At 43.4% G+C, this 14,845-nt stretch carries 15 protein-coding genes; 4 read left to right on the top strand and 11 right to left on the bottom strand.

Going from position 1 to position 14,845, the window contains the following annotated elements; translation table 11 throughout:
* Positions 1–10: 10 nt before the first annotated feature.
* The gene (locus AC2YHV_RS06030; protein ID WP_034309141.1) at positions 11–949 is read right to left on the bottom strand and encodes a DHH family phosphoesterase; all 939 of its coding nucleotides are present in this window, start codon (positions 947–949) and stop codon (positions 11–13) included.
* Between the two features lie 168 nt (positions 950–1,117).
* Between AC2YHV_RS06030 and AC2YHV_RS06035 the strand changes: the two genes are divergently transcribed.
* Positions 1,118–1,420, top strand: a complete 303-nt coding sequence (locus AC2YHV_RS06035; RefSeq protein WP_034309143.1) for a YtpI family protein — start codon at positions 1,118–1,120, stop codon at positions 1,418–1,420.
* A 27-nt stretch (positions 1,421–1,447) separates the two neighbouring features.
* Here AC2YHV_RS06035 and AC2YHV_RS06040 read toward each other — a convergent pair whose 3' ends face one another.
* From AC2YHV_RS06040 to AC2YHV_RS06050, 3 genes are all read right to left on the bottom strand, one after another.
* Entirely contained in the window at positions 1,448–2,767 is a 1,320-nt protein-coding gene (locus AC2YHV_RS06040) for a DRTGG domain-containing protein (protein ID WP_034311452.1), read from the bottom strand.
* Positions 2,768–2,838: 71 nt separating this feature from the next.
* Positions 2,839–3,063, bottom strand: a complete 225-nt coding sequence (locus AC2YHV_RS06045) for a hypothetical protein (RefSeq protein ID WP_034309145.1) — start codon at positions 3,061–3,063, stop codon at positions 2,839–2,841.
* A gap of 875 nt (positions 3,064–3,938) precedes the next feature.
* A complete protein-coding gene (locus AC2YHV_RS06050; RefSeq protein WP_048681095.1) occupies positions 3,939–4,619 on the bottom strand; it encodes a metal-dependent hydrolase in 681 nt (226 codons plus the stop codon).
* A gap of 118 nt (positions 4,620–4,737) precedes the next feature.
* Here AC2YHV_RS06050 and AC2YHV_RS06055 point away from each other — a divergent pair, with 118 nt between their 5' ends.
* Positions 4,738–5,835 carry a M24 family metallopeptidase gene (locus tag AC2YHV_RS06055; protein ID WP_264639175.1) on the top strand — a complete coding sequence of 366 codons (1,098 nt, stop codon included), beginning with the start codon at positions 4,738–4,740 and terminating at the stop codon, positions 5,833–5,835.
* Between the two features lie 81 nt (positions 5,836–5,916).
* On the opposite strand, the gene bamE is transcribed toward AC2YHV_RS06055, so the two are convergent.
* Positions 5,917–6,486, bottom strand: a complete 570-nt coding sequence (bamE, locus tag AC2YHV_RS06060) for an outer membrane protein assembly factor BamE domain-containing protein (protein ID WP_487372807.1) — start codon at positions 6,484–6,486, stop codon at positions 5,917–5,919.
* 230 nt (positions 6,487–6,716) lie between these two features.
* Between bamE and AC2YHV_RS06065 the strand changes: the two genes are divergently transcribed.
* Positions 6,717–7,154, top strand: coding sequence for a universal stress protein (locus AC2YHV_RS06065; RefSeq protein WP_063577658.1), 438 nt, complete (start codon positions 6,717–6,719; stop codon positions 7,152–7,154).
* Between the two features lie 52 nt (positions 7,155–7,206).
* Here AC2YHV_RS06065 and argH read toward each other — a convergent pair whose 3' ends face one another.
* Positions 7,207–8,586: an argininosuccinate lyase gene (gene argH, locus AC2YHV_RS06070; protein WP_487372808.1), complete on the bottom strand. Its 1,380-nt coding sequence runs from the start codon at positions 8,584–8,586 to the stop codon at positions 7,207–7,209.
* Entirely contained in the window at positions 8,583–9,788 is a 1,206-nt protein-coding gene (locus tag AC2YHV_RS06075) for an argininosuccinate synthase (protein WP_034309158.1), read from the bottom strand. The genes argH and AC2YHV_RS06075 overlap by 4 nt, the downstream gene beginning before the upstream one ends.
* A gap of 213 nt (positions 9,789–10,001) precedes the next feature.
* Between AC2YHV_RS06075 and AC2YHV_RS06080 the strand changes: the two genes are divergently transcribed.
* Positions 10,002–10,316 (top strand): hypothetical protein, encoded by a 315-nt coding sequence (locus AC2YHV_RS06080; RefSeq protein WP_034309161.1) that lies wholly within the window; start codon positions 10,002–10,004, stop codon positions 10,314–10,316.
* Positions 10,317–10,374: 58 nt separating this feature from the next.
* Here the strand turns inward: AC2YHV_RS06080 and AC2YHV_RS06085 are convergent, their stop codons facing one another.
* The 4 genes from AC2YHV_RS06085 to AC2YHV_RS06100 all read right to left on the bottom strand — a co-directional run bounded on the left by AC2YHV_RS06085 (position 10,375) and on the right by AC2YHV_RS06100 (position 14,320).
* Positions 10,375–10,887 carry a MogA/MoaB family molybdenum cofactor biosynthesis protein gene (locus AC2YHV_RS06085; protein ID WP_487372809.1) on the bottom strand — a complete coding sequence of 171 codons (513 nt, stop codon included), beginning with the start codon at positions 10,885–10,887 and terminating at the stop codon, positions 10,375–10,377.
* The gene (locus tag AC2YHV_RS06090) at positions 10,884–11,726 is read right to left on the bottom strand and encodes an EcsC family protein (RefSeq protein ID WP_034309165.1); all 843 of its coding nucleotides are present in this window, start codon (positions 11,724–11,726) and stop codon (positions 10,884–10,886) included. Before AC2YHV_RS06090 ends, AC2YHV_RS06085 begins: the two co-directional genes overlap by 4 nt.
* 225 nt (positions 11,727–11,951) lie before the next feature.
* A complete protein-coding gene (locus AC2YHV_RS06095) occupies positions 11,952–13,157 on the bottom strand; it encodes an acetate kinase (RefSeq protein ID WP_328138632.1) in 1,206 nt (401 codons plus the stop codon).
* 176 nt (positions 13,158–13,333) lie between these two features.
* Positions 13,334–14,320, bottom strand: a complete 987-nt coding sequence (locus AC2YHV_RS06100; RefSeq protein ID WP_034309170.1) for a class I SAM-dependent methyltransferase — start codon at positions 14,318–14,320, stop codon at positions 13,334–13,336.
* Between the last annotated feature and the right edge of the window lie 525 nt (positions 14,321–14,845).

Genomic DNA, 14,845 nt, shown 5'->3' on the forward strand with positions numbered 1-14,845 from the left:
TTAAATTTTATCATTCCGCTTTATTCAACTCTTCCATGTCGGCAAGGATATTATCCACTTCATCCCAAGAATAGATCGAAGCCCCTGCTGCAAACGGGTGGCCTCCGCCGTTATATTTACGGGCAATCGTATTGATGACCGGTCCTTTAGAACGGAAACGAACCCTGATTTCTTGATCCTCTTCAATGAAAAAGACCCATGACTTAACATTTTTAATCGAACCTAGCGAGGAAACGAGCTGCGATGCCTCAGATGTGGAAGCATTGAATTTTTCAAGTATATCTTTCGTGATGATCATTTTCCCCGTTCCATATGGAAGGATTTCAAAATGCTGCAGCACATATCCATTCAACCGGACTATGCTTTCCTCGACGTCATACATCTCCTGATATAACTGCGGGCGGGAGAACGAATAGTGAATCAATTCACTGGCATAGGCAAATGTCTTTTCAGTCGTGCTTTGGAATAGGAAACGACCTGTATCGCCAACAATGCCTGCATAAAGAAGGCGTGCCGCTTCATCACTCATCTTCAAGCCCTGCTCTTTACCGAACTGGTAAAACTCGTAAATCATTTCACTTGTGGAACTTGCCGATGTATCGACCCAACGCATATCCCCATATGGATCTTCATTAGGATGATGATCGATCTTAATCAGTTTATCCCCCGTCGTATAACGTGCATCACAAATCCGGTCCGTATTTGCGGTATCACAAACGATGACCAAGGCACCTTGATATGTTTCATCCGAAATCACATCGAGCCTTCTTAAATAATTCAATGACGGTTCCTCTTTCCCGACCGTATAAATTCGCTTTTCGGGGAAAGATGCTTTCAGGATTTCCGCCAATCCCCCCTGTGAACCATAAGCGTCCGGATCTGGACGGACATGACGATGGAGAATGATAGTATCATAACGCTTTATATCTGCTAATATTTCAGCTTTCATATTGATCTCCCCTTAACATATGTATTATCGAGCCTTATAAAGATGATATATTTCATTTAATCAAAAAATTGCGGAAATAGGAAGTCTCATCTTGTTTACTGTGGCATTCTCTTTCATTTCCCGCTACAATAAAAAGGTACATATGTTAAATTGGGGGAATTTCAAACGATGCCTATTCTTGTCACCTTGATCGTTCTTTCACTAGGGGTCTATCTGTTTTATAAAATCAAATCGGTCCGAACCAGAATGCCGATGGAGAAAAAGTGGATTTCAGGGAAGTCTTCCATTGCCCTCGGTGCGTTTGTCGCACTATTCGGAATCAATCAGCTTTTTCTATTCCACACGACCATCACTTATATCATTGCCGCCGTTTTCATCTTCGTTGGCTTATTCAGTATTTGGGGCGGCTATAAAATGTATAAATTTTATTTGCCGCATGCAATCGAAGAAGCTGCAAATCAAAAAGGATAATCGAATTTCGATTATCCTTTTTATTTTTCATGATCGGTCCAGCAATTGACACGTCAACATCGCCTTGCCGACAAGTTTGCCTTGGTTAAACACCTCGACATCGACTTTTCCGAATTTACGTCCTACATCAAGGACACGCGGATGGATTTCAAGCGTACTGTCGATCTGGACTGGCTTGATGAAGTAGATCGTCATGTTTTCCACGACCAAGTCACCGCGCTTATAGCTTCTAAGTGCTCGATTTGCCGAGTCGGTGACCAATGTCGTGAACACACCGCTTGAAATGGTACCAAGGTAATTGGTCATCTGCGGGGTGACTCCATAGTTATACACTTCCTCGCCCTTGCCGCGATTCGAAGTCATCACAAGCTGGCTGGTGATCGTATCGTCGATCGTTTCGCCGACCTGAGGCTGCCTTTGACTCATTTGCAATGCCTTCAGCACATCCTGCCTGCTCACGATACCCTTTAGGATATGACTGTCATTCACGACCGGGATTAACTCGATCCCTTCCCAAACCATCATATGTGCAGAAGATGCCACACTCATTTTATCGCCTACGGTCATCGGGTTTTTCGTCATCACCTTATCGATGAGCGTCATCTCTTCCTGTCCGATGATATCTTTTGATGTGACCATTCCTTGAACCTTCATATTGTCATCGACAACAGGGAAACGGCTATGCCCCGATTCCTGATTCAGTTCATGCCAGGTCTGAACCCGGTCACCCACGGTCAAAAAGGTCGTTTCCTGTACGGGTGTCAAAATATCCTCCACCAGCAAGATTTCCTTTTTGATCAATTGGTCATAAATCGCCCGATTGATCATCGTTGCGACGGTAAATGTATCGTAACTCGTTGAGATGACTGGCATCTCCAATTCATCGGCTAACCTTTTAACGGGCTCTTCGGTATCGAATCCCCCGGTGATCAGCACCGCTGCACCCGCTTTTAACGCGTGCTCATGGGCCTGTGTACGGTTCCCGACGATCAGCAGGTTTCCTGCGCCTGTATATCTCATCATGGCATCCAGCTTCATCGCCCCGATGACGAATTTATTTAATGTCTTATGAAGTCCCGTTTTCCCTCCAAGAACTTGTCCGTCAACAATATTGACTACCTCTGCAAAAGTGAGCTTTTCAATATTCTCTTTTTTCTTTTTCTCAATGCGAATCGTGCCTACCCGCTCAATCGAGCTCACGTAGCCCTGGTTCTCCGCCTCTTTAATTGCCCGGTATGCCGTACCTTCACTAACATTCAATGCTTTCGCAATTTGACGGACGGAAATCTTCTCGCCAACAGGGAGCCCATCGATATGTTTCAATATTTGTTCATGCTTTGTAGCCAAGCGCTTCACCCTTTTCACGGTATTCCTATTACCCATTATAAGGTCAAAGAGCCCAGTTTATCAAACAACTACTAGTATTGGCGCAACCTTTTGTATTCCGGCTGGCGCTTTACCTTTTGTTTCTTAGGAGAATATAGTATGCCCGTCAAGTTTCCAGCTACCGCCAACAATGCAAACAACAGCCAGGAGCCGGCAAACAGACCCTCCAGACCGCCACTTTCCAACGACAAGCGCGGCACGGCATAATACAGCATCACACCGCATAAAAGCAAACACAGTAATAACCTCTGTTTCATCCAATCCCCCCTTTTTTTTCATCTATTCATTTTATGCCTGCGAAAGGAAAAAAGACTTGGCTGCTGAGCGAGAGTTTACTTTCAGATAGATTCACTTTGTATGGATTCTTTTTTCATAAAAGAGGAGTGAATTTACTCGATGTACATAAGGAGGAGTTTTGTTAAACATATCCATTCAATAATAGTTGCTTTGAGCGCCCTAACTATAGATGGATGTTCCGAAGCAGGTACTAAAGTGGCAGTCAATGGAGAGGAAAATGATTCTAAACAGACAGATAATAAAGAAGTGTCAGAAATAAAAATGAAGTTTAGAAAAGAAACTCACTGTACGAGGTAGTTTGCAAGGAAAACAGGAAGCAGTAGTATTGGTAAAACACCAATCATCACTTGGTCCACAGCGGTGCAGACAAACGGACCAACAACCACGACTTTCCCATGCATTAGATTTTGGAAACTGGACGCTATCTCGATATGAGATATACGGAAGTGTATATGTAATATAATGAACTTGACTTATTTTCCTAAAGTTCTCCTTTTCTAATAAAAACAAAAAGTCTTTAGTAAAGGCGAATATAAATTGTTAAGTCTTAATGGAGAAAGAAACAGTCAACTTACAAACCTTCCAAAACTGAGGGCAATTGGGTTTCTCTCTTAGTATTAATGCAGAGTTGATTGGAGCGGGTGTGCGAGACTCCTGCGGGAATGCGAGTCCAGGGAGACCCCGCAGGAGTCTCCCGGACCGCCCGCGGAAAGCGAGTGCCTGCAGTGGAAAGAAACGGTCAAATTTTACAAACCTAAAAAAAACTGTCGACACACTCCATTATCATCGAGCCTATCTATAGTCTGACGGAAGCACCTGCAGGCTCCCGCTCCTTTTAAAAGTCTATTTCATCCCCGGCTTCCATGATCAGTCCATTTTCCTCTTCAAGCAGGTCGAGGAATTTTTCAGGATCCTGTTTGATGACAGGGAAAGTATTGTAATGAATCGGCACTACTTGTTTGGCTTGAAGGAATTTCGCTGCAAGTGCTGCATCTTCCGGGCCCATGGTGTAATTGTCGCCGATAGGCAAGAATGCCAAGTCAATCGGATGTCGTTCCCCGATCAGTTTCATATCGGAAAATACAGCTGTATCCCCTGCATGATAGATCGTTTTCCCTTCTATCGTAAGCAAGATTCCAGCAGGCATTCCTAAATAAATGATTTGCCCCTCTCCATTATTGAATCCCGTTCCATGGAAAGCTGGCGTCAGTTTCACTTTTCCAAAGTCGAACTCGAAAGCTCCGCCGATGCTCATCCCGTGGGTCCTGACCCCTTGATCACCCAGGTAATCGGCAATCTCTGCAATGCCGATGACAAGCGCATCATGCCTTTTGGCCAATTCAACCGTATCACCGACGTGGTCATTATGGCCATGTGTTAAGATGATCACATCCGGTTTCACATCTTCCACCTTCAAATCGGTCAATTCGTTTCCAGTAATGAATGGATCGATTAAAATCGTTTTACCATTCGTTTCGACTTTTACAACTGCATGTCCATGAAAAGATACTTTCATTTTTGATGCTCCCTTCCCATACCAACAATTTTTTTATGTAGCTTTCTTAGGCCTTTCCCATTTACTATACTTTTAAATATTGCTAAGGTAATTATATCTTATTAATGGAGGTACCGTCATGAATGAACGTTTGAAAGAACTACAAACTTGGCTACAGGCGAATGAGGCTGAAGCCGCTTTACTTACATCTACAGAGAGCATCTTCTATTTGAGCGGGTTTTTTAGTGATCCTCATGAAAGACTGCTGGCACTTGCCATTTTTGCAAATGCCGAACCTTTCCTTGTCTGCCCGCAGATGGAAGTTCCGGATGCTAAACAAGCTGGATGGGATGGAGATATCATCGGTTACACCGACATTGAAAACCCTTGGGAAAAAGTTAAGCAGGCAGTCAAAGATCGCGGTTTAACCATTCATACAATGGCCATTGAAAAAGAGCATATGAATGTGGAACGTTATGAAAAGGTCCAACAACACTTCGGAGCACCGAAGCTTGTTTCCGCAGAAGAAAAACTTCAAAAGATGCGAATGATCAAATCGGAAGATGAAATGGTCAAAATCCGTGAAGCATGCCGCCTTGCCGACTTTGCGATTGAAGTGGGTGTCAGCGAAATTCATGAAGGTAAAACGGAAATGGAAATCCTTGCAGCGATTGAATACGAATTGAAAAAGGCTGGAGTGAGCCAAATGTCTTTCTCCACCATGGTCCTGACTGGTAAAAATGGCGCTTCCCCGCATGGCACACCTGGGAATACGAAGGTTCAGCGCGGCGACCTTGTCCTCTTTGACCTTGGCGTCGTTCATGAAGGGTACTGCTCTGACATTACCAGAACGGTTGCTTACGGAGATATCAATGATAAACAGGCAGAAATATATGAAACTGTACGTAGAGCACAAGAAGCTGCCGTTGCAGCCAGTAAACCTGGTGTATCCTGTTCCGAGATAGACTTGACGGCCAGAAACATCATCAGGGATAAAGGATACGGTGAATTCTTCCCGCACAGGCTCGGCCACGGACTTGGGATCAGTGTCCATGAGTATCCATCCTTGACTGAAACGAATTCACTCGAACTTCAATCCGGAATGGTTTATACCATCGAACCTGGCATATATGTTCCAAATGTTGCAGGTGTCAGGATTGAAGATGATCTATTGATCACCGATGCCGGCTGTGAGATTTTGACCAAATTCCCGAAGAGCCTGCAAATCATAAAGTGATAATGCATGAACCATTTAATATAACGAAATCCGAATACCCCCGCCTTCATTTAAGACGGGGGTATTTATTCAACAGATCAACTAATCGGTCCGCAGTTCATACTTCATTGCTTTATCACTGCCGTCAAACCAAATGACCAGCCATTCACTATCTATTCTTATGATTCCCCTCTCGTCACCGAGATAATAAACAACATGATCTTCCTCTTTAAAATATTCCGTTTCTGTTGGAGACCCTAAAAGCGTGAACACTTCATCTTTTGTCATGCCTATCAATTCATGTTCATCGATTAAGTCATCTACCAGGTAGACTCTTCCTTCAACATCATTTAACCATCTTTCAGTGGTGAACCTTGATTCAGATTCATTTACCCTTAACATAACCACACAAAAAACCAGAAGGGCAAAGCCAAGGCTTGATATGACTATAAATCTAATTTTGGGTTTCCTTGTATTATGCTTATTGGTATATTTCCATGAAATCCTTTGAAAAAATAGTAATAGAATAAATGGAAGCAGCAGTGCTGATATATTCATTAAACTAATCGTAGCATGTACAAAATTGATGTAAGAAATAAAAATGTAATAGATCAAAGCATACAAAAGCACGTATAAATATAATGCATAGTTTACTATTTTTGAAACACTCAAAGAAAAAAACTCCCCTCTCACATTAGAGGTTACCATAAATAAACAAATAAGGTAAAAAGAATAGATATTCGTCATGCAATGATTCATCACATCATAATAAGGTTGGAATCATATAATTTCCAGATTATTGGCATAAACATTCGCTAATTTGTTACAATTGAAATCAGATCCATAAGGTAAATCATTGTATAATAGGAATGAAATAGAAGGAGGAGATTCACTTGAATAGTATAGATTATAAAAATATTCTTGTAGCAGTGGACGGCTCGGAAGAAGCAGAGTGGGCCTTAAAAAAGGCCATCTACTTAGCAAAACTCAGTGACGCTACCCTTGTGCTCACACACATCGTGGATACAAGGAATTTCCCTACTGTCGAAGCTTATGATATGACTATCCGTGATCACTCTGAAACCTTTGCCAATGAGCTATTGGACAGGTATAAAACGGAAGCCATTGCCTCCGGGATTACAAAGGTCCAAACAGAAGTTGCCTATGGTTCTCCTAAAGTTCAAATTCCAAGGGATTTAGCGAAAAAGCATTCGATCGATTTAATTGTCTGCGGTGCAACAGGCCTTAATGCAGTCGAACGTTTCCTTATCGGCAGCGTGTCGGAAGGCATCGTTCGCCATTCAAACTGTGATGTAATGGTCGTGCGTACGAATCAATAAGAGAAAATGATAAAAAGCTCGTTCGCCAAATTGGTGAACGAGCTTTTTCCTGTTATTCATTTACCAGTTTTTCCGCTTTTTCAATCGCCAGCAGGACTTGGGCAAAACCTGTACCGCCCGCACTGTTACGGCGTTTAACTGCCTCATAAGGATTTAATGCATCATAAATATCCTGATCAAACAACTCGGAAGCTTCCTGGAATTGTTCAATGCTCAGGTCGACTAAATAGCAGCCATTCTGGACACAGAACAATACAAGCTTCCCGACCACTTCGTGCGCCTCACGGAAAGGCATTCCCTTTGAAGCCAGGTAATCAGCTAATTCCGTCGCATTCGAGAAGTCATTTTTTGTTGCTTTTTCCATTACGTCCGTTTTCACTTTCATCGTTGAAATCATGCCGGCAAATATTTTAAGTGAACCAACAATGGTCTTAACCGTATCAAAAACGCCTTCTTTATCTTCTTGCATATCTTTGTTATAAGCAAGCGGCAGTCCTTTCAAAACAGTCAATAACCCCGTTAGGTTCCCATAAACCCGTCCTGTTTTACCACGGATCAATTCCGCCATATCAGGGTTTTTCTTTTGCGGCATGATGCTGCTTCCAGTGGAAAACGCATCATCCAATTCAATGAATTGGAATTCCTGGCTTGACCAGAGAATGATTTCTTCGCTGAAACGGGATAAATGCATCATCATTGTCGCGCTGTTGCTCATGAATTCAATGGCAAAATCACGATCACTTACCGCATCAAGGCTGTTTTCGTATATTCCCTCAAACCCCAATAGCTCCGCACTGAGGGCACGGTCAATCGGGAAAGTCGTCCCAGCTAATGCCCCAGCACCCAATGGAGAAATGTTGATTCTTTTGAAACTCTCGGTGAAGCGCTGCTTGTCACGCTCAAGCATCCAAAAATAGGCCATTAAATGGTGGGCAAACGAAATGGGCTGTGCACGCTGTAAATGTGTATAACCTGGAATCAGTGTTTCCACATTTTTCTTGGATTGTCCCAAAATCGCTATTTGCAAATCATTGATGAGTTCCAGAATCACTTTCGTTTGGTTCCGCATATACAGATGAAGGTCGGTTGCAACTTGGTCATTACGGCTTCTTCCTGTATGAAGCTTTCCGCCAACTGGACCGATTTCGCTTATTAGCATACTTTCCAGGTTGAGGTGGATATCTTCCATCTCAACCTTAAAAGTCAATTCACCCTTCACAGCTTTTTCCTGTAAACTTTTCAGACCCGCAATGATCTGATCCGCATCTTCTTCAGGTAAAATGCTGCATTGCTTTAACATGGTTACATGAGCTAAACTGCCTTGAATATCTTCAAGGACAAGTTCCTGGTCAAAGGAAATGGAAGCTCCGAACTCATCTACCCATTCTTCGGCAGATTTCGTAAATCTTCCTCCCCAAAGCTTGCTGCTCACACGGTCACCTTCTTGCTATTGACCATGCTGTTCACTTTCGTTGGAAGTCCCCATAGCTTAATGAATCCAACTGCTGCATCATGATCGAATTCGTCCGCTTTTGTATAGGTAGCCAATTTTTCGTCATATAGGGAGTACTCGGATTTTCTTCCTTCAACAATCGCATGACCTTTGAATAGTTTCACACGTACCGTACCCGTTACATTCACTTGTGTTTCTTTCAGGAATGCAGCCAAAGCTTTTTGAAGCGGAGAGAACCAAAGTCCCTCATAAATCAATTCAGTCATTTTCTTCTCGATCACCGGTTTGAAATGAGCCAGTTCTTTAACAAGCGTGATATCTTCAAGTTCTTTGTGTGCAGCTATCAATGTCATCGCACCAGGAGCTTCATAGACTTCACGTGATTTGATCCCTACTAATCTATTTTCAACGTGATCGATACGTCCAACTCCGTGTTTGCCGGCAATTTGATTCAACTCGACGATCAGGTCAGCCAATTTATAGTTTTTATCATTCAATGTAACCGGCACACCTTGTTCAAAACCAATTTCAATGATATCGGCAGTATCTGGCGTACATTCAAGGCTTGTAGTCAAATCATAGGCCTCTTCCGGCGGAGCTGCCCAAGGATCTTCCAGGATTCCGCATTCGTTACTTCTTCCCCAAAGGTTTTGGTCAATCGAGAACGGGCTCGCCATGCCAATCGGAACGGGAATGCCATTTTTCGCTGCATATTCAATCTCCTCTTCACGAGACCATTTCCAGTCACGAACAGGTGCAAGAACTTGCAAATTAGGGTTCAATGCTGAGATTGATACTTCGAAACGCACTTGGTCATTTCCTTTTCCCGTACAACCGTGCGCAACGGCAACCGCGTTTTCCGCTTCAGCCACTTCCACTAATTTCTTCGCGATCAGCGGACGTGATAAAGCTGATACCAATGGATATTTCCCTTCATACAAAGTATGTGCCTGAAGAGCCGTCAATGCGAATTCATCAGCGAATTCGTCCTTCGCATCAATGACATATGAACTTACCGCACCAACAGTGATCGCTTTTTCCTTAATGAAGTCCAAATCTTTTCCTTCTCCGACATCCAAGCAGCATGCCACAACTTCGTACCCTTGATCTTGTAACCATTTAATTGCAACGGAAGTATCCAAACCTCCGGAATATGCTAAAACAACTTTTTGATTTTCCATTTCCATCGTCCTTTCGTGTGAATAAAAATTCATCGTTTGTTATTTTTATTCATTCTATGATTAGTACTTTATCATCTTTATTAATGAAATACAAGGGGTATTTTAAAGATTTCGCTAAATAATCCCCTATTATTTTCAGGGAATTTACACATTGGATGCTTCCGCGAGAATATAGTAAACTAGGAGTATGATAAATCGAAAAGCGGAGGGCATATGAGAGAACTATTTATCTATGATGAAAGGCTCGGCATCTCCATTCCTGATTTGAATTTGGAGTGGGATGAATATACAAAAGGCGAGCAGCAGCAAATACTCGTACATTGGGAGAATATCAGGGGAAGCATCCCGGACCGCATCAAGGAACTGGAATCCACGATAAACCGAAAGCAGTTTCGGCTCTCCGATGAGAGTAATTTCGCCAAATCATGCCAGCTCAATTCCGAAATTGCGGAACTTGCTTCCATCATCAATGATTTATGGCTTTGGTATCGTGCCAATCAAGCCGTGACGGAAAAGATGCATAATTAAGGCCTATTCCATGCAAAAAAAGCCACAGTTTAAAACTGTGGCTTTTTTTGCATCCCTCTTATAAATCCTTGCGAAGTTCACCGACGATATGTCCCAATTCCGGAAGTATCAATTTATTCATTGCAAGCCGAACCGCCCCTGATGAACCTGGGGTGGAAAAAACCGCTTTGTTGTTCACGACTCCGGCAATTGCCCTGGATAGAATGGCAGCCGCCCCGATATCCTCTTGATAGCTGAGCATACGGAAAATCTCGCCAAAACCGGGTATTTCCTTGGTCATCAATTCTTTGACCGCCTCGATCGTTACATCCCTTTTGGCGATGCCAGTGCCCCCATTTGTTAATATGACATCAACCATGCCGCTTTGACTGCCAGAAGTGACCGCATCCTGAATCGCCTTCCGCTCATCCTTAACGATTACATATTCCGTCACTTCATGACCACTCGATTTCAATAATTCCTTCATCAGTGCCCCGCTTTTATCCGTTTCTTCATCGCGCGTATCGCTGACGGTTATCACCATGCAGCGAACTGCCTCCGTGACGGCCTTTTTATGATTCTTGACACTCATTCTCCATCAGCCTTCTTTTCCAGTAAATAACGATATTGATAGAACTTCTGGGCAAATTCACTGACATTCCGGGTCATTTGATAATTGGATCCAGCCCCGATGGCCATGCTGATGAACGGTATGCCCCGAACCAGTTTTTTGCGGAAAACGGCAATGGATAATGCTTTCAACAGCTGCTTGAGCGGCTGTTCCATCCATGTAGGGTTTGTCAATTCTTCGATTCCTAAATAAAAATAGTCATCTTCTGCTGTCTGTACCTCACGGATCAATTCTTCCCAGGCTATTCCTTGGAGCCTCTTTGGCATCGCTCCTGCATTGAATACCTTAAGGGCCAGCATCATTTCAAACGGTGTATTCACCTCGACACCATAAGACATCGCAATAAGCTGTACGATCCTGACATTGATGACGGTCATGGCCGGAATATCGCTCCCCAGCAAAAGCAGGCCTCCTGATCCGCTCATCCCGCCTTGTGCAAAAGAATATAAGCGATGCTTAGCGATATGCTGATTGGCTATGTAATTCACCTGGTCGATCGATAAGTGATTCAAATCACTCAACGTTTCGATTTCTTCATTAAACACGCGAGCAGATGCTAAAATCCGCTCTCTTGCATCTATTTGAACTTGTGAGCTCTGAACCATGGCATGCAAATGAAAAAGCCAAGTATCAAGCTTTTCAAAAAACTGTTGTTGGACGTTTTCCGGTAGCAGGGCAAACCCCTGCTCCAACCATTTATCATACAATGCAGCAAGATCCGTTGGCTCATATTGATAGAGTTTTTCCTGCCATTCACTAATTTCATTCCAAACTTTCATTTCCCGGTTCGTGAATTCCATGCATCAAGCCTCCTATGTACAGAATTGGTGGATTCTCCCTTAAGTATACCATAGAAAGAAGCATTTCTCAGAATGGATGAGGGCGATCCGGCGTTCAAGGATATGGATTGCCAATACATAATATCAACAAGAAGTCGAATTCCGCTGATGAAAATTGATAAACTTCATTCACTGGAAAGACCCCCTTACCAAAGAGATAAGGAGATCATTATAAAAAACAGGAAGTCATGCTTTCCAGGTTTCTTTCAAAGCTATTTTCACGGTATCCCTGACAATCATGATTTCTTCATTGGTTGGGATGACCATGACTTTGACAGGTGAATAAGGTGTATTGATGAACGCTTCCTTGCCCTTGGTGCGATTGAGATCCTTATCCCAATATACCCCCATGAACTCAAGTCCCTCCAAGATACGCCCTCTAATTGTTTGACTGTTTTCACCGATGCCCGCTGTAAAAATGATGCCGTCCACACCTCCCATTTTAGCTGAATAGGAGCCAATGTACTTGTGAATCCGATCTGCAAATACTTTAAGTGCGAGTTCAGCCCGCTCATTTCCTTTATCCGCTTCAACTTGAATATCGCGCAGGTCGCTGGAAAATCCGGAAAGGGCTAGCATGCCGCTTTCCTTATTCAGGACATCCAGCACTTCATCTGCAGTTTTTCCCGTCTTCTCCATGATATAAGGAATCAGTGCAGGGTCGATGTTCCCTGACCGCGTTCCCATGGTAACACCGGCCAAGGGGGTAAACCCCATTGATGTATCAATCGATTTGCCTCCCTTTATGGCCGTAATGCTTGCACCATTCCCTAAATGGCAGGATATCAATCGAAGCTGTTCAATTGGGCGGCCAATCATTTCGGCAGCACGCTGCGATACATATTTATGTGAAGTACCATGAAACCCATACTTCCTAATTCCGTACTTTTCATAATATTCAAGAGGTAAGCTGTACAAATAGGAACCTGCTGCCATCGTTTGATGGAAGGCCGTATCGAATACCGCAACCGCTGGCACATCATCAAGTATTCGCCTGAAGGCTTGGATTCCGGTGATATTGGCTGGATTATGAAGGGGCGCCAACTCGGAAAGCTTTTCGATTTCCTCTATTACATCCTCCGTGATCAAGACCGATTCACTGAATACCTCGCCGCCATGCACCACCCGATGCCCTACGCCATCTATCTCTTCAAAGGAGTCAATGATGCGATGGTCAATGAGCTTTTTCAATAAAAGCCCTACAGCCACTTCATGATTGGGTATATCCACCGTTTCAGAAACATTTTCGCCTTCGACGCTTAAAGTGAATGCGGAATTTTTCAAGCCGATTCTTTCTACAATACCTTTTGTAATTACTTTTTCACTAGGCATCTCAAAAAGCTGAAACTTCAATGAAGAGCTGCCCGCATTAATAGCCATGACTTTTGACATCGCTCCTGCTCCTTTACTCTAAGTTAGTTCTTCCATGTTCATCTCAATGAAACGTGCTGTGTATAGTACAATCTTATCATGGCATGCGATTACAACCAAATGATAACGAAGAATTGCAATAATCATTCCTTCAAAAAAAAATGAAAGCCAATGCCTGCGGCATCAGCTTTCATTGATTATTTTTCCTCTTTAAACCAATCATCCATCTGTTGCATGACAGACCTTGTCGCTTCGAAATCCGACAACTTCGGAAGTTGTACAAGCAATGCCTTCTTCGGAGCTTCGATCCCCTCTTTTTTCTTTTGAAGGATCAGGATGCTTTTGGCAGCCGATTCATTCTTGAACATGGAAAGCGGCAGTTGCACCATCCCTTGGATATGTGTATGCTTCTTCAGGAAATCATTGAGTTTCGGAGCTTCCTCCGAGACGAACAGGTTATTCGGGACAATGAAGAATAGGTGTCCGCCATCCTTCGCGTGTTTAACACCTTGTTCAATAAACAAATGATGTGCATACGAATGTCCCTTGTCGGCCTTCAATTCATATTCAGCTGCACGCACATCATTCGGGTAATAACCAATCGGCAAATCACTGACCACAACATCTGAAGGATCGATGAAAAGTGGCTCCAAGCTGTCCTGATTGAAAAATTCCAGTGGATGTTCTTGCAGGTTGGCACCAGCATAAGCAAGCCTGATCAAGGTTTCATCAATCTCGACACCATATGAAGCGATGTTCTTATCAGTAAGCTGATTCATGATCGCAAATAGTAAGTTCCCCGTCCCAATGGCTGGATCGAGCATGACTATCTCTTTTTGGTCCTTGGTGAATTTACCGACTAAATAGCTGACGAACATGCCGACTGCATCAGGAGTCATATGATGATTCGGCTGAACGCTCTGCTGCATGCCTTTTAAAATGGCAAGCTGATACGCTTTACGGATTGCTTCCTTCTCATATTTCTCTGGTGAAAAATCCGCATAATGCTTCGCTAACCTTTTCTTCGATACTTCACTGATTTCATCCTGCAGGACTTTCCCTTGGAAGAAATTCTCGCCCGTTTCGCCCAAGGCGTCCAGATACGTACATGATAGTTCACTTTGCAATATTTGAGCTGTTTCATCAAATTCATAAAATAATTGTTCAACTGGGGTAGACTTCACTTATTAATTCCTCCTGTTTGCTTCTGTCCCTATTTTAAAGGTAAGAAGAAAGAGATACAAGCCGTACGTCCTGATCATCATTCTTCGTTTGTTTAACGTACCGTTTTCCGTTTGATAAGGAATCTCTCGCGCCCACTCCCTTGTAAAATTTGGACGTTGATTTCCACTTCAGGCACTCGCTTTCCGCGGGCGGTCGGGGAGCCTCCTCGGCTTGCGCCTGCGGGGTCTCCCTTGACACGCTTTTCCCGCAGGAGTCTCGTTCCTTACGTTCCAATCAACTGTGTTTTGAAATTTAGATAGAAATCTTTTGTCTAACAAAGTGGCTAGGACTGGTCACAAACCGAACCATGAAATGTTATTCGGGGACTTGATTTCCGTTCCAGGCACTCGCTTTCCGTGGGCGTTCCGGGGAGCCTCCTCGGCTTGCGCCTGCGGGATCTCCCCTGGACACGCTTTTCCCGCAGGAGTCTCGTACCTTACGTTCCATTCAACTGTGTTTTGAAATTTAAATAGAAACTCTTTTGT

Source organism: Peribacillus sp. SRI_006, assembly GCF_057586375.1.

Coding starts and splice junctions, on each gene's coding strand:
- AC2YHV_RS06030 (WP_034309141.1), bottom strand. CDS start 949: ATGAAAGCTGAAATATTAGCAGATATAAAGCGTTATGATACTATCATT.
- AC2YHV_RS06035 (WP_034309143.1), top strand. CDS start 1,118: ATGCCTATTCTTGTCACCTTGATCGTTCTTTCACTAGGGGTCTATCTG.
- AC2YHV_RS06045 (WP_034309145.1), bottom strand. CDS start 3,063: ATGAAACAGAGGTTATTACTGTGTTTGCTTTTATGCGGTGTGATGCTG.
- AC2YHV_RS06050 (WP_048681095.1), bottom strand. CDS start 4,619: ATGAAAGTATCTTTTCATGGACATGCAGTTGTAAAAGTCGAAACGAAT.
- AC2YHV_RS06055 (WP_264639175.1), top strand. CDS start 4,738: ATGAATGAACGTTTGAAAGAACTACAAACTTGGCTACAGGCGAATGAG.
- AC2YHV_RS06075 (WP_034309158.1), bottom strand. CDS start 9,788: ATGGAAAATCAAAAAGTTGTTTTAGCATATTCCGGAGGTTTGGATACT.
- AC2YHV_RS06080 (WP_034309161.1), top strand. CDS start 10,002: ATGAGAGAACTATTTATCTATGATGAAAGGCTCGGCATCTCCATTCCT.
- AC2YHV_RS06085 (WP_487372809.1), bottom strand. CDS start 10,887: ATGAGTGTCAAGAATCATAAAAAGGCCGTCACGGAGGCAGTTCGCTGC.
- AC2YHV_RS06090 (WP_034309165.1), bottom strand. CDS start 11,726: ATGGAATTCACGAACCGGGAAATGAAAGTTTGGAATGAAATTAGTGAA.
- AC2YHV_RS06095 (WP_328138632.1), bottom strand. CDS start 13,157: ATGTCAAAAGTCATGGCTATTAATGCGGGCAGCTCTTCATTGAAGTTT.